At 56.2% G+C, this 19,758-nt stretch carries 20 protein-coding genes and 1 pseudogene; 4 read left to right on the plus strand and 17 right to left on the minus strand.

Annotation, left to right across the window (positions count from 1 at the left end; translation table 11 throughout):
* The first annotated feature begins 303 nt into the window (after nt 1-303).
* Complete coding sequence (locus ACP7CJ_RS10020; RefSeq protein WP_003230905.1) at nt 304-648, plus strand: cupin domain-containing protein; 345 nt, start codon at nt 304-306, stop codon at nt 646-648.
* 47 nt (nt 649-695) lie between these two features.
* Here ACP7CJ_RS10020 and mmsB read toward each other — a convergent pair whose 3' ends face one another.
* Both mmsB and ACP7CJ_RS10030 read right to left on the minus strand, forming a co-directional pair.
* Entirely contained in the window at nt 696-1,583 is an 888-nt protein-coding gene (mmsB, locus tag ACP7CJ_RS10025; protein WP_426100240.1) for a 3-hydroxyisobutyrate dehydrogenase, read from the minus strand.
* A 15-nt stretch (nt 1,584-1,598) separates the two neighbouring features.
* Nucleotides 1,599-3,116, minus strand: coding sequence for a CoA-acylating methylmalonate-semialdehyde dehydrogenase (locus ACP7CJ_RS10030; RefSeq protein WP_426100242.1), 1,518 nt, complete (start codon nt 3,114-3,116; stop codon nt 1,599-1,601).
* A gap of 131 nt (nt 3,117-3,247) precedes the next feature.
* Between ACP7CJ_RS10030 and ACP7CJ_RS10035 the strand changes: the two genes are divergently transcribed.
* Complete coding sequence (locus ACP7CJ_RS10035) at nt 3,248-4,198, plus strand: LysR family transcriptional regulator (RefSeq protein ID WP_426100244.1); 951 nt, start codon at nt 3,248-3,250, stop codon at nt 4,196-4,198.
* Between the two features lie 281 nt (nt 4,199-4,479).
* Here the strand turns inward: ACP7CJ_RS10035 and ACP7CJ_RS10040 are convergent, their stop codons facing one another.
* The 12 genes from ACP7CJ_RS10040 to ACP7CJ_RS10095 form a co-directional block, all read right to left on the minus strand.
* A complete protein-coding gene (locus ACP7CJ_RS10040) occupies nt 4,480-5,418 on the minus strand; it encodes an STM4504/CBY_0614 family protein (protein WP_426100246.1) in 939 nt (312 codons plus the stop codon).
* A gap of 101 nt (nt 5,419-5,519) precedes the next feature.
* Nucleotides 5,520-5,693 carry a gp19.5 family protein gene (locus ACP7CJ_RS10045; protein ID WP_426100248.1) on the minus strand — a complete coding sequence of 58 codons (174 nt, stop codon included), beginning with the start codon at nt 5,691-5,693 and terminating at the stop codon, nt 5,520-5,522.
* 314 nt (nt 5,694-6,007) lie between these two features.
* Nucleotides 6,008-6,604, minus strand: coding sequence for a virion core protein, T7 gp14 family (locus tag ACP7CJ_RS10050; protein ID WP_426100250.1), 597 nt, complete (start codon nt 6,602-6,604; stop codon nt 6,008-6,010).
* Nucleotides 6,597-7,076 carry a phage protein Gp13 family protein gene (locus ACP7CJ_RS10055; protein WP_426100252.1) on the minus strand — a complete coding sequence of 160 codons (480 nt, stop codon included), beginning with the start codon at nt 7,074-7,076 and terminating at the stop codon, nt 6,597-6,599. Before ACP7CJ_RS10055 ends, ACP7CJ_RS10050 begins: the two co-directional genes overlap by 8 nt.
* Before the next feature lie 77 nt (nt 7,077-7,153).
* Nucleotides 7,154-11,227 carry a transglycosylase SLT domain-containing protein gene (locus tag ACP7CJ_RS10060; RefSeq protein WP_426100254.1) on the minus strand — a complete coding sequence of 1,358 codons (4,074 nt, stop codon included), beginning with the start codon at nt 11,225-11,227 and terminating at the stop codon, nt 7,154-7,156.
* Between the two features lie 181 nt (nt 11,228-11,408).
* Nucleotides 11,409-11,951 (minus strand): KilA-N domain-containing protein, encoded by a 543-nt coding sequence (locus ACP7CJ_RS10065; RefSeq protein WP_426100256.1) that lies wholly within the window; start codon nt 11,949-11,951, stop codon nt 11,409-11,411.
* A gap of 226 nt (nt 11,952-12,177) precedes the next feature.
* Entirely contained in the window at nt 12,178-12,507 is a 330-nt protein-coding gene (locus ACP7CJ_RS10070) for a hypothetical protein (protein WP_426100258.1), read from the minus strand.
* 103 nt (nt 12,508-12,610) lie between these two features.
* Nucleotides 12,611-12,916: a hypothetical protein gene (locus ACP7CJ_RS10075; protein WP_426100260.1), complete on the minus strand. Its 306-nt coding sequence runs from the start codon at nt 12,914-12,916 to the stop codon at nt 12,611-12,613.
* A gap of 161 nt (nt 12,917-13,077) precedes the next feature.
* Complete coding sequence (locus tag ACP7CJ_RS10080; RefSeq protein ID WP_426100262.1) at nt 13,078-13,566, minus strand: hypothetical protein; 489 nt, start codon at nt 13,564-13,566, stop codon at nt 13,078-13,080.
* A gap of 90 nt (nt 13,567-13,656) precedes the next feature.
* A complete protein-coding gene (locus tag ACP7CJ_RS10085; protein ID WP_426100286.1) occupies nt 13,657-14,133 on the minus strand; it encodes a BRO-N domain-containing protein in 477 nt (158 codons plus the stop codon).
* 7 nt (nt 14,134-14,140) lie between these two features.
* Nucleotides 14,141-15,097 carry a DUF2815 family protein gene (locus ACP7CJ_RS10090; RefSeq protein WP_426100264.1) on the minus strand — a complete coding sequence of 319 codons (957 nt, stop codon included), beginning with the start codon at nt 15,095-15,097 and terminating at the stop codon, nt 14,141-14,143.
* Nucleotides 15,094-16,302 carry a tyrosine-type recombinase/integrase gene (locus ACP7CJ_RS10095; RefSeq protein ID WP_426100266.1) on the minus strand — a complete coding sequence of 403 codons (1,209 nt, stop codon included), beginning with the start codon at nt 16,300-16,302 and terminating at the stop codon, nt 15,094-15,096. The genes ACP7CJ_RS10090 and ACP7CJ_RS10095 overlap by 4 nt, the downstream gene beginning before the upstream one ends.
* Nucleotides 16,303-16,508: 206 nt before the next feature.
* Between ACP7CJ_RS10095 and ACP7CJ_RS10100 the strand changes: the two are divergent.
* Nucleotides 16,509-16,646: pseudogene (locus ACP7CJ_RS10100) on the plus strand (LysR family transcriptional regulator); the annotation flags it as partial.
* A 314-nt stretch (nt 16,647-16,960) separates the two neighbouring features.
* A complete protein-coding gene (locus ACP7CJ_RS10105; RefSeq protein WP_247404237.1) occupies nt 16,961-17,251 on the plus strand; it encodes a DUF3077 domain-containing protein in 291 nt (96 codons plus the stop codon).
* Between the two features lie 144 nt (nt 17,252-17,395).
* Here the strand turns inward: ACP7CJ_RS10105 and ACP7CJ_RS10110 are convergent, their stop codons facing one another.
* The 3 genes from ACP7CJ_RS10110 to ACP7CJ_RS10120 are packed head-to-tail and all read right to left on the minus strand — an operon-like array spanning nt 17,396 to nt 19,726.
* On the minus strand, nt 17,396-17,887 hold the full coding sequence (locus ACP7CJ_RS10110; protein WP_247404240.1) for an OmpA family protein: 492 nt from the start codon (nt 17,885-17,887) through the stop codon (nt 17,396-17,398).
* A gap of 4 nt (nt 17,888-17,891) precedes the next feature.
* Nucleotides 17,892-19,154, minus strand: coding sequence for a diguanylate cyclase domain-containing protein (locus tag ACP7CJ_RS10115; protein WP_247404242.1), 1,263 nt, complete (start codon nt 19,152-19,154; stop codon nt 17,892-17,894).
* Nucleotides 19,151-19,726 (minus strand): YfiR family protein, encoded by a 576-nt coding sequence (locus ACP7CJ_RS10120; RefSeq protein ID WP_247404246.1) that lies wholly within the window; start codon nt 19,724-19,726, stop codon nt 19,151-19,153. Before ACP7CJ_RS10120 ends, ACP7CJ_RS10115 begins: the two co-directional genes overlap by 4 nt.
* Nucleotides 19,727-19,758: the final 32 nt, after the last annotated feature.

Below are 19,758 nucleotides of genomic sequence, written 5' to 3' on the forward strand. Positions count from 1 at the left end.
CTGCGAAGAAGTGACTCATTGACGCTCAGAAATATCGTCGAACTACGCTGAAGCGTGCACCCGAGCCCAATGTGGGAGGGGGCTTGCCCCCGATAGCAGTGTGTCAGTTGACACATGTGCTAGCTGATCCGCAGCCATCGGGGGCAAGTCGAATCGTCGCACCGCCCCTCCCACATTGACTCCACATGGCCCGAGGAGTGGTATTCGCCTGCGCTTCTGGGCATCCCGATGTCGAGTTCAGACCATTGACTCTGCCTGCGACGCTATAGGGTTCGACTCTCGTTCACTTGCCTCGGAGTCATCATGTCCAAGCCCATCACCGTACTGCGCGACACCCACCCCTTGCCGGTCCTGGATGCCTGCAAATGGGAAAAGCTCGAAGGCGACCCGCACACCGTCAACCTCAACGCCTACACCAGCGAAGACGGCAGCAAGATCATGGGCACCTGGATCTGCACACCGGGCAAGTGGTACGTGGAATACGTGAAGTGGGAATACTGCCATTTCCAGGAAGGCTACTGCGTAATCACCCCGGAAGGCATGGAACCGATCCATTTGCGGGCTGGGGATATCTTTGTGGTGGAGCCAGGGATGAAGGGGACGTGGGAAGTGGTTGAGACGGTGCGTAAGTATTTTGTGTTTGCTTGACCGCAATAACCTGTGGGAGGGAGCACGCTCTCTCCCACAGGGTTTGTTTATTTGGGCTTGCGGTAGCTGTTGATAATCGCCGAGAAGTCCTTGCCCCCTTCCCCGCGCTGGCTCATCGATTGATACAACTGCTGGGCCACAGCGCCGAGGATCACCGGTTGGTGCGCCTGGCGCGCAGCTTCAGTGGCCAGGCCCAAATCCTTGAGCATCAGGTCGGCGCCAAAACCGCCGGTATAGCCCCGGGACGACGGCGCGGTTTCGATCACGCCAGGCCATGGGTTGTAGGTGTCGGAACTCCAGCAGCGCCCGGTGGAGCTGTTGATGATGCCGGCCAGCACTTGGGTGTCGATGCCCAGCGCATCGCCCAGGGCCATCGCTTCGCTGACGCCGACCATGCTGATGCCCAAGAGCAGGTTGTTGCAGATCTTGGCGATTTGGCCGGTGCCGACGTCGCCGCAACGCACGATGTTGCGGCCCATCTGCGCCAGCACCGGTTGCAGGGTGGCGAACAACTCCGGGGTGGCGCCGACCATGAAGGTGAGCGTCCCGGCTTGCGCGCCACCGGTGCCGCCGGAGACCGGCGCGTCGGCGACGGCCACACCTTGCTTGGCCGCCGCCACCGCGACATCGCGGATGGTTTGCGGGTCGATGGTGCTGCAATCCACCGCTGGCACGCCTTGGCCGATACCGGCCAATACGCCGTCTTCGCCCAGCCAGACACTGCGCACATGGGCAGCGGCCGGCAGCATGGTAATCACCAGCTCAGCGCCGTTTGCCGCATCACGCGGTGAATCGCTGATGCTGCCGCCCAGCTCCGCCAGTTCCTTGAGTACCGCCTGGTTCAGGTCGAACAGGTTCAGCGCGTGGCCGGCCTTGATCAGGTTGCGGGCCATGGGCGCGCCCATGTTGCCCAAGCCGATAAATGCAATCTTCATGCTCGTCTCCCGGAATCAGCGCAGGTTGATGGTGGTGTTGACGCCATCGTTGACCGTGTCGTCATCGAACCAGCGGCTGGTGACGGTTTTGGTCTGGGTGTAGAACTGCACCACTTGCTTGCCATACGGGCCCAGGTCGCCGAGCTTGGAACCGCGCGAACCGGTGAAGCTGAAGAACGGCACCGGCACCGGGATCGGGATGTTGATGCCGACCTGGCCGACGTCGATTTCGCTCTGGAACTTACGCGCCGCCGCCCCGCTCTGGGTGAACAGGCCGGTGCCGTTGCCGAACGGGTTAGCGTTGACCAGCGCGATGGCTTCATCGAGGGTGTCGACTTCCAGCACCACCAGCACCGGGCCGAAGATTTCCTGGGTGTAGATCTGCATGTCGGGGGTCACGCCCGAGAACAGGGTCGGACCGACAAAGTTGCCTTGCTCGAAGCCCGGCACCTGGATACCACGACCGTCCAGCTCCAGCTTGGCGCCTTCTTTCACGCCGCTTTCGATCAGCTCCAGGATGCGCGCCTTGGCACGCTTGGAAATCACCGGGCCGACGTCCGTGCCCGCTTCGCTGCCGGCATTGACCTTGAGCTGCTGCGCCAGCGCCTTCAGATCGGGCAGCCATTGCTTGGAAGCGCCCACCAGCACCACCACCGAAGTGGCCATGCAACGCTGGCCCGCCGCGCCGAAACCGGCACCGACCAGGGCGTTGAGGGTGTGTTCGCGGTTGGCATCCGGCAGCACCACGGCATGGTTCTTGGCGCCCATCATCGATTGCACGCGCTTGCCGTGTTTACCGGCCAGGTCGTACACATGGGTACCGACGGCGGTCGAACCGACGAACGACACCGCCTTGATGTCTTTATGCGTGCAGAGCGCGTCCACCACGTCCTTGCCGCCGTGTACCACGTTGAGCACACCGGCCGGCACACCGGCTTCCAGCGCCAGCTCCACCAGCAGCATCGTGGACAGCGGGTCTTGCTCGGAAGGCTTGAGGACGAAAGTGTTACCGCAGGCAATCGCCATCGGGAACATCCACAGCGGAATCATCGCCGGGAAGTTGAACGGGGTAATCCCGGCGCACACACCGATGGGCTGGCGCAGGGTGTAGGTGTCGACACCGCCGGCGACGTTTTCAGCGAACTCGCCCATTTGCAGGGTGCCGATGGAACAGGCGTGCTCCACCACTTCCAGGCCACGGAAAATATCGCCCTCGGCATCGGCAATGGTCTTGCCCTGCTCGGCGCTGAGAACTACGGCGATGCGCTTGGAGTGCTCGCGGATCAAGGCTTGCAGCTTGAGCATGATGCGCATGCGGGCGCCGATCGGGGTCAGCTTCCAGGTCTGGAAGGCGCGATGGGCGGCGTCGATGGCGGCGTTAACTTCATCGGCGGTGGCGAACGGGACTTTGGCCAGCACTTGCTGGGTGGCCGGGTTGACGATGTCTTGCCAGTGGGTGGTCGTTGACTCGACCCATTCACCGTTGATCAGCAACTTGACCTGCTGCACGGAAATATCGGCAGATGCGTTCATGTGGTCTCCAATTTGTATTTATAGGCAGAGAACCAAGGCGTTGAATCGCCTTGAGGATGAGGCGTTCGGACTGTTTTTGGAGTATAGATGTGCAAACTTCTAATAAGAACGCACATAAAAGCCGGTCCAATATGCAAAAAAACATCACATCGCTGGGCGCCCTGAACTGGGATGACCTGAAGTTTTTCCTCGAAGTGGCCCGCACCCGCAAGGCCAGCGTCGCCGCCAAGCGCCTGGCGGTGGACTACACCACCGTGTCGCGGCGCATCAGTTCGCTGGAAGTCTCACTCGGCACCCTGCTGTTCGAAAAATCCCGGACCAGCGGCTTCGTCCTCACCAACGAAGGCCAGCGTTTGCTGGGCTACGCCGAATCCATCGAAAGCACCTTGCACATGGCCTGCGAACAAGTCTCCGGCTCCGGCATGGCGCTGTCCGGGCATGTCCGCATGGGCTGCACCGAAGGTTTCGGCAGCTTCTTCGTCACCCCGCAACTGAGCCACTTCGTCGATACCTACCCGGCGATCTCGGTCGACATCCTGCCCCTGCCTCACTTCATCAGCCTGTCCAAGCGCGAAGCCGACATCGTCATCGCCCTGGAACGCCCGGAACACGGGCCGTATGTGTGCTGCAAACTGTGCGACTACAAGCTGCAGCTGTACGCGACCCAGGACTACCTCGACCAACACCCGCCCATCCACCGCCCGGCGGATTTGGCCGAGCATCCGTTCATCAGCTACGTCGACGACCTGGCCTTCAGCTCGGAGCTGCTGTACCTGGCGAACGTAGTGCCCGGCGCCAGCGCCAGCCTGCGCAGCACCAGCGTGATCGCGCAGTACGTGGCGGCGCAGCAAGGGCGGTCGATGGCGATTTTGCCGTGCTTTTTGGCGGCGCAAGATCCACGGTTATTGCCGGTGCTTGGGGAGCAGATTGCGGTTACGCGGCAGTTTTGGATGTATTGCCGCGAGGATTTGCGGAAGTTGAAGCGGATTACGTTGTTGTGGGATTACATACGCGAGGTGACGGAGCAGAACCGGGGGTTGTTGATGGGGGAGACGCGGGAGATGCGGTTTGCCAGTCAGTAAGTCTGCAAGGACTCAGGTGGGCAAATCCTAACGAGGTCTGAGAGGGTTTGCCAGAGGTTTGTACCTTGAGTTGGTACTTGAGTTGTAACAGCACAGGGCGTTCTTGGGGAACGCTCGGCAGGACTTACAGAGGCGTGCAGGCCCGCGACAAGGACCCCAGGCGCACCCATGCGGTAAGGCTCAGGCGCGCTGTGAACTGGCGAGTAGCTAACGAGAGGGCCACGGGGGAATTGGCGGCGTAGAACAGTTGAGATGGTCATTCAGATTTTTCTGTCAGATTCTCATGTAGTGCGTTGCTGGTGGATGCTCCCGAGAAAAACGATTGCAGAGGCTGTGAGATGTAGGCCGTAAGCGACCGTCTCCTGTGATACCTCGACAACTGTAGGACCATCTCCGTGTCCACCGAGATTGTTTCTCAGCGTGGGAATACCGGAACTGAGCAACGACTGAAGTGATGTTAGTTGGCTCTTATGAAGTGCTGGCAGGAACTCTTCTCGCACCAGTATCTCTATGAGCTTAGATGCGCCGTCGCGCGGTGTATAAGCCCAACCATTGGCAGTGAGAATGACTTTGCAGGTACTCTCAAAGCACTTTGCTGCATCCACGAGAGCTTCCTTGTAACGCTTATGACGGTAATGCTCATACGCCCCAAAGAATTCAATTCTTGCTGCTTCAAAGCCGTCAAAATTGAGTAACTGAATAGCAGGCTTTACTGCTTCAGTATGCATGAACTCAGAATCGACACGCATGATTGCCATATCAATCAGTTCATAGCCGTATCCAGACTCCTTAAACCTCGCATTAAGTTCGATGATGCACGAATCGACATAGTTATGGGCATCAGTTTTAAATTCAGGGTAATACTGAGGTTTACGCGCAACAAGGTCACCCATTCGATAGGACAACTCTACGGCATCCAAACACCTATCTACCGTAGGCTCATTCTCTATGAAATAATGCAACTCAGAATACGCGTTGGAATGCCTACGATCAGCAAGCGACCGAACTCCGTATTCTTTCTTCAATAAAGCGACAATAGTGTCATAAGCCTCGCTGGCTCCACGACTGGACACGTAGGCACCGCCGTCACCCAACAAATCGTCAATCAACATTGAGAGTTTTACACGGAAATTAGCCGAGAACGAATCGTAGGTATAAACATCTGGTACGCCATGCAGTTCTCGGCTTCGCCGCTTGGAGTAGAGGTCAATCATCGCCATGCTGCATAGCTCCTTCAAAGATGCAGCCAGCATACAGCGGTGAGTGGCAATCTGTCAGGTACTGAGCAGGTCATTTTCGAGGTTTCAGTAAACACCCAAAGTCACCCTTTGCAACCACTAAGCAACACACAGACAGCACCACCAAAGCGTTCGACCAGTGGACCACCTTGAACAACTCCAAGACTGACAAGGAGTAGAGCAAGAAATCGGTAAGTGACACGATGGGTAGCCAGAGTGCGGATAACAGCAACACAGGTCTTCCACCGTGTAGGCATCGCTTAGGCCTCCTTTGAGCTGGTAACAGAGAGGGTGGTAGATGGTGATAACCACCACCCCCAGTCAGGAGGTCTCAGAGACATCTCTAAGAAGTAACTTTAAGCCTCCCTATGGTTATAGTGAGGGGTTTTGGAGCCCTTACAGACTGTAACGTCTCGGGGCTCTAAGAAAGAAACTTTAAGCCTCCCTATGGTTATAGTGGGTGCTTTTGGAACCCTTGCAGGGCGTGGCCTGTAGCCATCTGGCAAAACTGAAAAAATAAGGGACCCGAAGGCCCCTCTGATTGGTCAACACTCGTTAGACCATGAAGACCTCAACGTGTCCCGCCATTGTTAACGCTCACACTGTTACCACCTGATGGGGTACCTGAAGCCCCGCTACCAAACTTACCACCAGCCCCCATGTAACCCTGCGCCCCGGAAGACACGATGTTCAGGGCGTTGGCGATGTTGTTCACCTTGTAATTTTTGCCACCTGCACCACGTACAGCAGCCTTAGAGTTCTCAGAGCTACCCACGCGATTCGCAAAGATCGCCTGATAGTCCCGCTCGTAGTTTTCGGTGATGTTCATCTTCTGCGCCGATGCATCGTTGGCTACAGAATTCTTGATGCGGTCCATGGAGTTGCCCGCAAGACCAGACTCACCCACAGCAGCATTGATGGTCCCTTGGTTCCGTAGGGCCTGTAGGTTCACCTCTGTGAGCTGACGGCGGGCCTCATCGTGTTTATCCACGGTCGCAAGCTTCTGATCGTTCTCCGCGAAGTTGGCTTGCTTCACGATTTCGTTTTGGGACTTACGCTCGTTGTCTGTCATCTTGCCTTTAGCTTTCGCAGACTCAGAGGCGCTCATTGCTGCCGTGCCAGCCATCATTGCGCCCATCGCGATACTAATGGAGACTGGTTCACACATGGTTCACACCACCCAAATAGAACTTCTTAAAGTGAAATCCTGCGGGGCTATTATAAGTTTCTTCACTTATTTTAGAACCCAGCTTCTTGAGGAGTTTAATGTGTGACAGGTTTGCCAGCGATACAAAGTTTGAAAGAATGCTTTCGTCCTGCACCTGGCTCCTAACGAAATCAACGTGACTTTTTATTAGCCGATAGAATCCATAGCGTTCAGCCTGAGTCATATAGGTTACGACCTTTGTGGTGACGAGCCAGACATTCGCACTATGCCCCCCAACTGCCAATACTTCACCAAGGAACTTTATGACTACCGTGGTGGCATCAAGGTGTTTAGGAAATACATCCATCGGTTGTCGTCCGGCTTGCATGCAGTTGAAGTCTCTCAAATCTCCTTCCGAAAGATTCGCAGCAGCCACCTTCAAGTCTTCTAAGGTAGCTTTCTGAATGGTCAACTTTGGATAAGTGGTTTTCATATCAATTAATTCTCCTTTTGTCTGGCGAGTTTGATAGGGGCCTGGAGGCGCTCTATATTTAGTTTCATTGCTCGTGTTCAGCGAATCTCTACGCCCTGACTTTCCATCATCATTAGCAAGAGCTTTTGAGTAACGGGGTCATTCGGTACGAGCCCACGAAGGCCATTAAAGACGCCTGTCATGTATTCCTGATCAGCCTTACGGGAGTCCATTGCGGAAGCCCCTGTAACGTTGTAGCCAACCTGATAGGCATTACTCAGGACTCCAAGCGCTGGGACCTGTTCGGCCACACGGCCATAGAAGCCAGTCACACGGTCATCACTGGTGGCGCTGTATTTCATTGCGCCTTCAGGACGTTTCTCTTTAGGACCCCTTGGGAGAATCGAGGAACGGACCATTGCGGCCTGATCGACACCCAAAGGAGCCGCTACGATGTTAACCAAACCCAAAGGAGCCCCGAGGTGGGAGCTACGCGACAGCGCCGCATAGGCCAACATCTTGGGATCAAGGGAAGCCTTCAAGAACTTCTCACGCTGGTCCTTTGGCATTCCCGCTGACTGGCTATACTTCATCGCTACGTAAGCACTCACAGCAAGGCCCGTGGAGATTACCGCCTGCATTGTCTGATCGATTGCCCGACCGTTCTTTGTGGCGTCGTGATAGCCCCGGATGAGGCGAGAGTTAACAGAGCGCATTGTGAAGTTCTTGAACTGCATAGCCATCTTCACACCAGCGCCATAGGCCACCGTATCCGTGGAAGAGAACTTGTGCGGTCTCAAAATGGTTTCGTCAGCGATCTTATCGCCCATCCGCCACAGGTCCATTGTCCGAGGGTCAGCTTGAAAGGCTGCCTTATCGGTGATCTTGTAGGACCCGTCTGGTTGTTTCTTGGCGTACTGCCTAACGAGGTCCGTCATTCCCTTGAATTGCTCAGGGGTGATGGACATAGACTTCAGACGCTCAGGTTCAAACAGCTTTGATGCCCGACCGTTCACAGCATGATTCACGAAGTCCGATAGAACCCCCTGACGTCCAGCATCTGCGATGTAGTTAGAGGACTCTGTGAGGAACTTTGTGAACGGTGACCAAGCCGCGAACTCTTGTGTGCCGTATTTGATGGAACCAATAACGTTAGCCACAGTGGGGTTCGTATTTGCGTGGTCACGGAGACGCTGAATGATGTCCTGACGGCTTGGACGAATGAGGTTGTCCAGCTCACGACCAAAAACCATTTGGTGCATCTCAGCCAGGTCATCAGCGTTGATCTTTGAGCCCCAAGAAACCATGTCACGGATAACGGGGACCCCTTTAAGAAGCATGCTGGTGTGTCCCTTGGTGACCATTGCGGCAACCTCGGTGATCGACTGCACACCCATGTAGGCGTTCTTAGAGACAAAACTCCAATCTGTCAGAGCACGAGCAGCCGTCGCAAAGGCACCTTCAGGGTCTCTTCGAGCTTGCCCGGTGAGAATCTTCAAGCCCTCTTCAAGTGCTGCCCGTTCGTTGGCCTTGCCGTCCTTGACCGCCTGCATCTGTGCCCGAAGTTCCCCAGGGGTTTTGCCTGTAGCGCCCATGATTCCAATGTCACCGTTCACACGGCGGTCATAGCTGGGCGTGATTCGAGCCAGGTCAAAGTCACGAAGGTCATTGACGGAGAACGTAGCGCCATCACCCATGGGCACCTTCATGTCACTGTCGAACAAGTGACGGCCCTCAAGGAAGTTGTTATTTGCTGCACCAACCATCCCCAGAGCGTCAGGGTCAACGAGGTGTGACCGGTCGAAGTCCTGGGAGTGAGAGATACCGTAAGCCTTCCCACGGGCGTACTTATCGACGGCCTCCTGAATCATCTGAGGTGTGACCGTTGGTGCTGGCTTACCGGCTACAGGTTTCGGTAGGTCGGCCTCAAGCTGGCTTTTAATCAAGGCGTCCACACGAGCCTTTACGGCTGGACGTGCAGCATAGGAAGCCATCCAAGACTCAACGATTGCATCCTGAAGACCATCAGCACCACCGAAGCGCTGAACATTCAGAGCCTTGGCCGCTGTGCTGTAAACGTTCGGGATGTAGGAACCAGCGTGACGGGTTTCTGGGAGCACCGCCTTAGCTGCCCTGTTGCCGAACTGTGCCGGGAATTCCAGCATGTCAGCCTTACGGTCATAGTGAGCCTTGAGGGTCTCCACGACCTTCTTCTCACCGGCTGTGAGTTGACCCAGCTTGGTCCCTGTTGTGTCCTCAATGGCTTCAGCGGCGTTCCTGAAAGCTGTCTCAATGTGAGCCTGACGGCCACCATCGGTCATTGCATACTTAGGGTCCTTGATGGCCTCAAGCACATCATCAGAAAGCTTGTTGTACGTCAGATGGTCCTGTCCCTGGATGCGCTCAATGATGTCCGAAGCGGTAGCCCCAAAGCGCCCGTTAGAACCCGATACGGTCCCTGTAGGTGAGCGGAACAACTGATTGCCGATAGCCAGGACATCAGGGTTTTCTGAGCGGTTGAGCACATAGCCAATCTCGGTGAAGCCGCCCATGGATACCCCAGGCGCTGCCCTGTCGTCTGGCATCACGGCCATTGCTTCCTCAATGGTCTTCGGGTTTAGGGGATTGGAAGCTGAGAGTATTGAGCCGTCCTGAAGACGAACCGCACCGGGCTCACTGGGATGATCCACATAATCCACACCGAGGGAGCTTTTAGGTTCCTCACCGGCTGTCCATGGGTATCTGGTCGGGTCCTCTTCTCCTAACTGTCTGGCCGTCTCTCGGGCCTCCAAGCGAATGCTCGGACCCGCAAAGTCGTTTAGGTCAGGCTCCATATCAGGGTGCAGGTCAAATCTCTCATTCGGTAAGCCGGACTCACCGTGCCGCGCAAGGATCGACTCAAGGTCAGCATCAGGAACGTCTACACGAGGCTCCCTAAGTGTTGGCCTCAGTGCTCTATCAAACATGGCTGTGGCACCCGCGCCGAACAATGCACCACCTACGAGAGCGGTCCCGTAGTGCCCCTCAATGCCCGTGATGTTCTCGCGTAGACCCTCTGAGGCCACAGCAGCGGCCCCCGAGTACATCGCACCTTGAGCAACCCGAGAGATAAGACGCAGACCGGTTGTCCCTGGAACAGGCGTGTAGGTCAGTGGGTCCAGACCGGCACCCGCAAACCCACCGACAATCTGAGCGCCAGTCCCAGCGTTACCAATGCGCTGCTCATAGGCCATGTTCTCCTTTGCCATCGCAATGGCGTTCGGAAGGTTGGCCCGCTTGCCCTTGGCGTAGTCCTGCACGAAGCTGAAGTATTGAGGGTCCACACCTTCCTTGCGGATCATGTCGTAATCGTCAGAGGTCCACTGAGAGTTGTCACTTGGGTTCACCCAGTCCAGAGGGTCATGGTCTTCTTGGACCGCGTACCGGAACAGGGAGGCAATCGGTGAGGTAGCCAAGGAGGCCTCTGTGGCATCACCTGTCCCCTCGAAGGTGCCCCTTTCGGGCTTCCCAATGTGGTTCTCAAGGGTGATGAAATCCTGTTGGGTCTGAGGCGCGGTGCCGCCTTCCAGATTCATATTGCCCAACTGAGGGAGGTCCTGACCCACACGGACCTTAGAGTCTGCCGTCACACCCCGAGTAGCATCCTCAAAGCTGACGGCTCGGGCCTTTGGGTTGATACCGGGATCGGTCACCCCGTGAGCATCGAACCATTGGCGGGAAGGCGAATCACCGGACACGTCCAGCAGCTTGCGCATGTAGTTCTGGCCCTCGGGACTGATCTTAGTGAAGTCACCTTGATCCAATGCGGCCAACTGAGGGGAGCCCAAACGGCCCTGGCCTTGGTTGTATGCCAAAGCGGCCTTCAGCAAGTCACCCTGATAGGCACCTTTGAGGTCCTTGAGGTGGCGGGCAATCGCTGGGACTGCCTTCTGTGGGTCCATACGGTCCTCAGGGGACATCAGGCCGTAAGCCTTACCGGTCAACTCTGTGAACTGTCCGAGACCTAAGGGGCCTGTGCGGGACTTGGCAACGGTGTTAAAGCTCGACTCGTTGTAGATCAGCTTGTGCATGAATTCGTAAGGGATTTCGTTGCGGTCAGCTTCTTGTCGAATTAGCGAATCGTAGGGCGTACCCTTGGCCTTCACTGATTCATAGTTGTCGGAGGTGGTCATTTAAATTTCCTCTTATTTGAGCTGCCTCCGACCACCGACGCCAATTTCAAGCGCCCACACTTAGGGCTCCGGCATAGTTCGGATGGTTAGGCAGAGAAGTTTGAATAATGATTAGCTTCGAGCAGAAAGCCAAAAGTTGCGCCTACGGAATTGCTCCGCGACAAAGAAAATTAAGTTTAAATCACCCTCTTAGCTTTTTCTCAAAACGAGCGGCATGCCGAGAAAGTGTCTGTACTTCCTTCTCCTGCGGACTCAACGCTCGGCGAACACGACCTCTATTGAGATGCCTAAGTGCGACTTGTCTCGCGCTCTTATCGCTTTCAGCAATTCGACGCAGTATTTCAGATTCCTTTACCCTTCCAAGCTCAGACATCTTCCCTGCAACCAATAGCGCAACATCTGGCATATCAAGGATTGCCTCGAAAGCGTCGTAAACGACATCTTCAAATTCTGAGGACACCCAAGCCGCGTAACGAATAACGGCCTGCTTTGCCGCGAAAGTCTGATTCAGAGAGCCTTTCCTTTCAGAACCGATTTTTCCGGTTTCCAAAAATCTCTGAGCCTCCTTACGATCTACAAACTTACCTGGCTGTTTAGCTTTTGGTAATCTCAAGGCCTGCCAAATTTCGGTCAAGTTCCACATACCCGAATCATTGGCTTTGAAAGGCTTGCCTTGGACAACAATGAGGTGGCCTGCGTGTTTATGCGCAATTTCGACATTCATAATCTCGTGAATTCCCTTTGGTTGGACTTCTTGGCCGACCTCCTGACAGCCTCACAGCACCCCACACGGGTTACTGCCAGGTTCCAAGAAGTCCAACCAAAAGAAGCTGTGATAGATGATAATCATGTAATAGGCGGTCGGGCCTGACTGATACGGACTGAACTGGTAAGCGAAAATAGATGCATGGTCTATTCCCTAAAGTGAGGGTTTTTAAATCAACCTTCTCTCAGGAGTATCGAATTGCATCGACAATTGCCGCACGGTCCCCTGCATGCCTCGCCCTCAGTACGACACCCAGGGCAGCATCACGGGTCAACTGAAGGAAGTCGAACTGCCTCTTGAAGGAATCCTCATAGAACGCCTCTTGAGCAACTATAGGACCGCCGACCAGACTCCAAATGGTATGCCCCTCAGTACTCTCTGAAGTTTCGAACAACCCCAAAGCAACAAATTCATTCAATGCAGCAGTTAGGCTTACCTTTAAGTCAACATGACGCCTTTTAGGCGTTGCTTGCGCAATTGAAAGACTGTCAGTTACGAATACGGGAGCGGCCATTAAGTAATCCTCGAGAAGCGTTAGCCACTCAAGATATACGAATACGACCCGTACACGTTACAGTTTTTTAATTATTCAACATCTAACCGTATCGGAAGGAGCCTTACTCCACCCGGACAGCCACGTAACTTGGTGTATCCCCCATCTGTGCCACTGCATACTTAATGTCACTATCTTCCGGCGCGCGCGTGAGAGCCCTGATCATACTGACCACATCCTCATTGTCTGCTCCCTCTGCGCCCTGAGGGACTTCAAACACTTCTGTACGAACTGCACCGCCATAACTCCATGAGCGCTTAGCAACCCAGGTCCATGAACCGGTGCCCTTGTAATCGTCATAGTCGTCGCTGTACTCAAGAGAGATGTATATTGCAGGCTCTGTGGTATTGAAGGCGGTTAGATTGCTCATTGCGCTGTCTCAGTGCGTTTGAAGAAAGGCAAATGTACGATCACCAATCACACATGTCAACGAATAATACTCACAAACCTAATCTATCAGGGTCTCGAGTCTCGACTGGTCCTCTTATACATGCGGCGGTAATTCAGCTTCGATGTTCGGTACGTAATTTCTCAGTCAAAGCGCCCTTCCATCTCATCGGTGAGCAGCTTGGGCCGAGCTTTCAGCATGTATGGAATGATGATTCCGATAGCCTTTACGTACCTTTGAGAGTGGCGTTCAGCGAGCAAAAGAATCTGGCCGACAGCTTCCGCCGTCACCTTTTCAAGACTCTCAAGAATCACTGCCAGCTTGCGCACAGACAGAGACACGGATTTCCCACCAGAACCTATTGGGCGGTCATGCCAGTCCAGCCGTGCAACGCCCTCAATGACATCCAATGCAAATTCGGGATAACGACCGTAACTGCTGGTCGGCCCAATGAACTGGTAAAAGGGATTCTCAATTGACTTGGGTGGTCTTCCTCGGGTGCGTGTGGAGCCTTTACCAACGCCAGCAACCTTTGAAGCAGCTTTGCAGCGCTCAGTACGTGCAGCTATGAGTTCATCAGCTCGAGAGCCAATGCATTTGTCCAACTCGGACAGCTCTGTGGGTGTGAGCATTGTGTTACCTCCTCATCAAAATTCAGGCGAGCGGGAGCCCTTCTGGTTTTAGTGAGGGGTTTTGTAACGAAGGGGTATTAGTGGGTGTTTTTATCGGCAGAATTCAGGCACGGCGCACCACGACATCAGGATTTCAATGAGAGACTTCAGCTCCCCGACTTCGCCTCTGAGGGTCTTCAGCTCATCCATGACACCCTGTGCGATTGGATTGGTGGACTCTTCGGCGTTGTACTTACCGGTCTTGCGGATGGTCGGTAGGACTTCCTCTGTGACCCACTTACGGAACGGCTCAGAGGCCGGGGCGTGGCCGCGTAGGAGCATCTGATAGATGGTGCTTTCTGGGAAAAGCCAGGCATCAGGGAATCGTTTGCCAACTGAAGCGTGCAATCCAAAAGTACCGAAGTTCGGCACTATTGAGCGGACCTCCTTGATTTGCAGGGCCCCAGGGACTGCCTTATATGCCTGCACCGCCCCGCGAGGGGTCTTCAAGCCAGCCGCACGGGCTACCTGAGTCGCTACGAACAAAAGATCGTGGTCGGGGTGGCCGGTGAGTACATCCAGCTCGATACCCCCCCTATGGCAATTGTAGTTCTGTCCTCACATAACCGCCCTCGACGGCCTCAGCGGCCCAACCATCATCGGTGTCGAGTTCGACCAACCTGATCAGCATTACGCTGTCGAGTTGCAGTTTCACGGAAGCACCAGCCACAGCTGTCCAGCAATACGGGAACAGAGTGAACTTCACCTTCAACTCACAGCCACCAGCGATGGCCGGAACGTTGTCGATACGCTTACCTTTGGAGTCGACCACTTTCAGGGGAATCGCTTTGTTCTCCTGGGTGTTCTTATCGATGTACGAGGCATAGCCCTTGATCTTGAAGGTCACAGTGCCGTCATCGTTGATCACGAAAGGCATATCGCCCTCGTAGGGCAGCAGAGGCGTCTTACCGCGAGGAACCGCTGGTGGGTTCTTTTCATGTTCGGCCAAGAGTTTCTTATAGTTGGCTTCGTGCGCCTGAACTATCTCTTCGACCAGAGGCCGAGCGTCCTCACCGGGAACAGTAAGGTTTGCTTTCCACAGACCACGAGGATTACCAAACCCCAGTTCACGGTTGCCATAGTCCGGTTTTTGAATTGCGCAGTCAGGTTCTACTATCCCGCGAGGCGTGAAGTAAAACTTCTTTCGAGAGGCCGTGCTGACTGGCTCTTTGTAGGTGTTAGAACTCCGGGTCTTACCAGCTCGATACGCCACCATCGACACATCACCATGAACCTCAGACAAGCACCTCAGCGAAATTTCTTCCGCCTGAGTTCTTAGCTGTTGCCATGAAGCCGCTGGTTTCCTGAAGTGGAACTCAGAAAGCCGCTTTAAGATATCCGTGGCGATGCTCTTAGCTAAGACACCATCTGAGGTACGTAGCGAAATACTGAAGCAATTGGGCTTGGCACCCCGTGGCCGCAAACGCAGATAGCAAATTCCTTTGCGCTTGTAGTGGTACGGGATAGCCAGAACGGTTTCTAACGCATTCAATCAACAACCTCTCGTTTGAACACTGTTTTCAGTAACCCCGCCAGCGTCTCAACGGGAACCCCTGAGCCGTACACATCAAAAGTTATCGTGCCAGTAGCGTGCCCCATTAGGGCCTGGGCATGTGTGGTGGGGACGCCATGTTCCTGCATAAGGGACGCCAGCGAATGACGTAATGAGTGGAACACCAAGCCCCGCGCATAGGAGTCTCCCAGTGCCTCAGGGATGGCTGTCTGGTTAGCCCATTCTCCAGCGGGTCTATATCCAATCTGAGCCAGTGCGTTCGCCCCTGCAAGCCTGCACGATTCTACATATCGCAGGAATGCCGCAAGGTCAAAACCGTAGGCCCCATCTGTCAGCGGTATCAAACGCTCGCTACGCTTGTTCTTGATTGTCTTACCCTCCCCCACCTCATTGATGTGAATAGCCGTAATGCCTGCCCCCAGTGTCTGTACGTCACCTACCGTCAACTGAGAGATTTCATTGAGACGTCCACCAGTGATTGCACCCAGGCTTAGCAACCAGCGTTTCCAAGAGGTCTCAGGGAACGTGTTCGCGTAAGCAACGATCTTGCCTACCTGATCCTGTGAGAATGCCTTACGGGTCGACTCAAGCCCCTTCGTGAACTTCAGCTTCTTGTCGTATGACTTTTCGAGGTGACCATTCTCAACAGCCCAGTTCAGGACAGCAGAGAGCTTCATGAGCATCTGGTTAACCGTTGAAGGCTTACGAGTCGTCGCGAGAGTGTCCCGAAGGCCCACAAGGTCTTCTCGTGTGTGTACCCGTAGATCCAGGGAGCCCAACAGCTCACTAAGAACCCCGTGCGTGAACTTGGTGGTACTCAGTGTTGACGCTTTCTGTTCGCCTGAACGGTCCTTCAAGTACAGAGCTGAAAGAGCCTTAAAGGTCAGTGTCTGTACAGATTGGGACGGAGACGAACGCAATACAGATTGAGGCCGGGAAGCACTCTCTACGAGCCTCAGAGCCCCCACGACACCGAGACCGCCACCACTCGCCCCTGTGTGTAAGCCGCCCCACTGCTGGGCCACATCACCGCCTGCAAGGACTTCCTCAGAGACCGCCCGAAAGTGTTCTTTCAGCTCGAGCCATGTCGCGCCTGGGGTCTCCCGGTGGAACGCCCTAACGAGTTCCGAGAGAAGTTCTGAAGCATCCATAGCATCCCGACGACTGCTGGTCTTGAGAGACACTGAAGCGAACTCTGTGGTGGCACCTGTCGCCCTGAGACGCATGTAGTAAATACCGTTGCGTCTGAAGTGGTAGGGCTTGGCGAGCCTCGTAGCTGGCCTCAAGGGACCTGTAGGGTTTGGCCCAGGACTTGTAACAGTAAGACGTTCTGTAAGCTGACTCATAATGGTTTAACCCTTTAATCATTGGGAAAAACCTGCATGCCTTGCAGTTTTGGATGTATTGCCGCGAGGATTTGCGGAAGTTGAAGCGGATTACGTTGTTGTGGGATTACATACGCGAGGTGACGGAGCAGAATCGGGGGTTGTTGATGGGGGAGACGCGGGAGATGCGGTTTGCGGATTAAAGGGCCAGCAACGACGATTCGCTTTAAATTGCAGGACGATTCCTAGAGAATCTCCAGCCTATTGCGCCTTAGGGTTCGAGTCACTAGCCTCCGTACTTCGCTGAAATCAGCGAACGGGTTTAGCGACCCGAACCCGGACACAGCCCCCAACGGCAGGAGCTTCGTGCTCTTCGTTCTCGTGTTATGGCGGCTGTGCGTGGGAGATCTTCGGGTCTGCCGGGTCCTGGGTCCGGTTCGCTAACCTGCGTACAGCTGCCACCCTTTCATGTTTAGCGACATGAACGGGTGGTTCCTAAAACTCCCAGGTATAGATCATGACCAAAATCGTCCCCGATCCACCGCTTTCGTCCTTCACCACCCTCGGCGTCGTCACCTTCGGCGACTACGGCGAAAACGAAAAGCCACTGTTCCGCGTCAACGCGGGCATGCCGCTCGGCGAAGCGCTGGAGCACGCCTCTACCCTGCTTTACTACGCCAAGAAACTCGCGATGGAAGCCGCCATGGATGTGCGCGGCGAGCAATACGCCTGGGCGGCGCATTATCTGTGTGAGATGGGCAAGGCGGTGGTGGATGACTTGACGCAGGCGCTGACGCCGAGCGGTTAAGCGAACACGGTACAAATGTGGGAGGGGGCTTGCTCCCGATAGCAGTGTGACAGCCAACACATCTACTGGATGACACACCGCCATCGGGGGCAAGCCCCCTCCCACATTTGATTGCATTTCATATATTGGAACGGGTGAAGTCGCTTAGTCGGCACTCACCACAATCGACACTCGCCGATTCTCGGTGCGCCCTGCGGCGGTGTCGTTGGCGGTCACCGGCTGGCTGCTGCCCAGGCCGCGCAGTTGGATGTTTTGTTCTTTCATCCCCACGTGGGTCAGCACCGTGGCGACGCTTTTGGCGCGGCGCAGGGACAGTTGCTGGTTATAGCTTTCTTTGCCCGAGGTGTCGGTGTGGCCGTCAATGCGCACGCGGTCGATGCCCACGCCCAGCAACGCCTTGCCGATGCGCTCGACGATTTCCGTGCTGGGGGCGTTGAGGCTTTCTACGTCGCTGCCGAACAGTACTTTGCCCGACAGGCCGAACGCCCAGCCGTCGTCGGTCGGTTCGAAGCCTTGTTGCTTGAGGACCGCGACTTGCGCCGGGCTCAGGCCTTTGGGGGGCGCGGTCTGGCAGCCGCTCAGGGCCAACAGGGCCACGAATAAGGTGATAAACACAACGCGTGCGGTCAAGAACAAGGGATCAACTCCTGTGGTGAACGTTGACGACAGGGAGCTCCGTCTCCGCCGTTTGCTGGCCGCCCAGTGACAACCGTTTGGCCTGGTACATCGCCGCATCGGCGGCGTTGAGCAGGGCGCCGGGGGTGGCGCCATGATCGGGGTAGATGGCGATGCCGATGCTCAGGGAGGTTAACACTTCGGTGTTGCCCGGCACCGGGATCGGCACGTCCATGCTGGCAATGATTTTGTCGGCGATGCGCTGGGCATCTTCAACCTTGTGCAGCGGCGACAGCAGGATGGCGAACTCGTCGCCGCCCAGGCGTGCCACCAGGTCATCTTCGCGCAATTGCGCACGCACGCGGGTGGCAACGGCCACCAGCACTGCGTCGCCGGCGGCGTGACCGTAGTTGTCGTTGATGTCTTTGAAGCGGTCACTGTCGAGGAACAGCACCGCCACCCGCTCGTTGGCCTTGGCGGCGCAGCGCAGGGCACGGATCAAACGGCCTTCGAAGAACGCGCGGTTGGGCAGGCCGGTCAGGCTGTCGTGGTTGGCCTGGTGGGTAAGGCTTTCGTTTTCGCTTTGCAGGTGGTTTTGCCAGGCTTGCATTTCTTCCAGCAGGGCATTGAAGTCGTTGCCCAGGCTGTCGAGTTCGGCGATTTGTGCCGGTGGCACGCGGCGGTCAAAGTCGCGTTCGACGCGCGCGGCATGGGCCACCGTCGCGAGGCTATGCAACGGCCCGGTAATCCCGCGCAACAGGCGCCGCGCCAAATACAGGCCGACCCAGGCGCTGAGGGCGGTGCAGATCAGAATCCCGGCCAGGCCGCTGAGCAAAAAGCGCAACAGACTGGCGCCGTGACCCGTCAGGTGAATGCTGCCGATGGTGCGCCCCTGGTGAACGATCGGCTGGCTGATCGGCTGTTCGAGCAGGGAGTGGGCCAATTGCAGTTCGACCCGGGACAGCATCCCGGTTTCCGGCCGTAGCCACTGCGCCAACAGCTGGCCGTTGGCATCGAAGACTTGGGCCTCGGCCACTTCTTCGGTGGCGGCGATCAGGCTAAGAGCCTCGGTGGCCGCCGCACGGTCGTTGAACACCACCGCCGCTTCCACGGTGTAATTGATGGAACGCGCGATCAGGTCCAGGTTGTGCTCCGCGTAGACGCGCAACGCCAGCACCCCGAGCAGGGTCAGGGACACACTGGCCAGCGTCACCGCCACCAGCGCCAGGATCAAGTGCCCGCGACCGATGACCGAGCGCAGCGTCGGTCGCACGTTTTCGTTGCTCATGGCGTCGGCGCTCGACGGCGCGACAGCTGCAACACGCTGGGGTGAATGCGCACGCCGCTGCGGGCCACGGAGTCGAGGTTGACCTCGAACGACACCTGCTCATCGCCCACGCGCAGGCAAAACAGGCTGCCGACGGTGCATTGGCCGCCGCCTTCGCTGATGCTCAGCACCGGGTGGCCCATCAATGAAGCAAACAAACGGCTGCGCTCATCGACACTGAGTTCGCCGATGTACACGGCGTCGCAGGCATTGACGATATCGGGGTTGTCGGCCAGCAGGCGCTGCACCACCACCGGGCGACCAGTGGCCTGGGTGGTGCCTTTGACCAAATCGTCGGTGTACTGGGTCGGCCCGACGATGCACAGGCGCAATTGCGTCGGTTCCACTGGCCAGCGCGCATAACTGAGGATGCCCAGCACCACCTGGGTCACCGCCTGGGCACGGGAATCGGCCATGCCGACGGGGCTGGCCGTCTCGGCAAAAGCACGCACCGCGAGCAGCCAGAGTACTGCCATCAGTAACACGCGTCTCCAGCTCAAGCGATACCCTGTGGGCGAGACAGCCACGTTCATGCAGCGACTCTCTTAGATGTTAGCGAGGGGTG

It is taken from the genome of Pseudomonas sp. PSPC3-2, assembly GCF_049897085.1.
GTDB lineage: Bacteria > Pseudomonadota > Gammaproteobacteria > Pseudomonadales > Pseudomonadaceae > Aquipseudomonas > Aquipseudomonas paraveronii.

What these genes read in the sequence shown, in the direction of transcription:
- ACP7CJ_RS10020 (WP_003230905.1), top strand. Translation starts at nt 304, where the DNA reads ATGTCCAAGCCCATCACCGTACTGCGCGACACCCACCCCTTGCCGGTC.
- mmsB (WP_426100240.1), bottom strand. Translation starts at nt 1,583, where the DNA reads ATGAAGATTGCATTTATCGGCTTGGGCAACATGGGCGCGCCCATGGCC.
- ACP7CJ_RS10030 (WP_426100242.1), bottom strand. Translation starts at nt 3,116, where the DNA reads ATGAACGCATCTGCCGATATTTCCGTGCAGCAGGTCAAGTTGCTGATC.
- ACP7CJ_RS10035 (WP_426100244.1), top strand. Translation starts at nt 3,248, where the DNA reads ATGCAAAAAAACATCACATCGCTGGGCGCCCTGAACTGGGATGACCTG.
- ACP7CJ_RS10040 (WP_426100246.1), bottom strand. Translation starts at nt 5,418, where the DNA reads ATGGCGATGATTGACCTCTACTCCAAGCGGCGAAGCCGAGAACTGCAT.
- ACP7CJ_RS10045 (WP_426100248.1), bottom strand. Translation starts at nt 5,693, where the DNA reads ATGCCTACACGGTGGAAGACCTGTGTTGCTGTTATCCGCACTCTGGCT.
- ACP7CJ_RS10050 (WP_426100250.1), bottom strand. Translation starts at nt 6,604, where the DNA reads ATGTGTGAACCAGTCTCCATTAGTATCGCGATGGGCGCAATGATGGCT.
- ACP7CJ_RS10055 (WP_426100252.1), bottom strand. Translation starts at nt 7,076, where the DNA reads ATGAAAACCACTTATCCAAAGTTGACCATTCAGAAAGCTACCTTAGAA.
- ACP7CJ_RS10060 (WP_426100254.1), bottom strand. Translation starts at nt 11,227, where the DNA reads ATGACCACCTCCGACAACTATGAATCAGTGAAGGCCAAGGGTACGCCC.
- ACP7CJ_RS10065 (WP_426100256.1), bottom strand. Translation starts at nt 11,951, where the DNA reads ATGAATGTCGAAATTGCGCATAAACACGCAGGCCACCTCATTGTTGTC.
- ACP7CJ_RS10070 (WP_426100258.1), bottom strand. Translation starts at nt 12,507, where the DNA reads ATGGCCGCTCCCGTATTCGTAACTGACAGTCTTTCAATTGCGCAAGCA.
- ACP7CJ_RS10075 (WP_426100260.1), bottom strand. Translation starts at nt 12,916, where the DNA reads ATGAGCAATCTAACCGCCTTCAATACCACAGAGCCTGCAATATACATC.
- ACP7CJ_RS10080 (WP_426100262.1), bottom strand. Translation starts at nt 13,566, where the DNA reads ATGCTCACACCCACAGAGCTGTCCGAGTTGGACAAATGCATTGGCTCT.
- ACP7CJ_RS10105 (WP_247404237.1), top strand. Translation starts at nt 16,961, where the DNA reads ATGACCAAAATCGTCCCCGATCCACCGCTTTCGTCCTTCACCACCCTC.
- ACP7CJ_RS10115 (WP_247404242.1), bottom strand. Translation starts at nt 19,154, where the DNA reads ATGAGCAACGAAAACGTGCGACCGACGCTGCGCTCGGTCATCGGTCGC.
- ACP7CJ_RS10120 (WP_247404246.1), bottom strand. Translation starts at nt 19,726, where the DNA reads ATGAACGTGGCTGTCTCGCCCACAGGGTATCGCTTGAGCTGGAGACGC.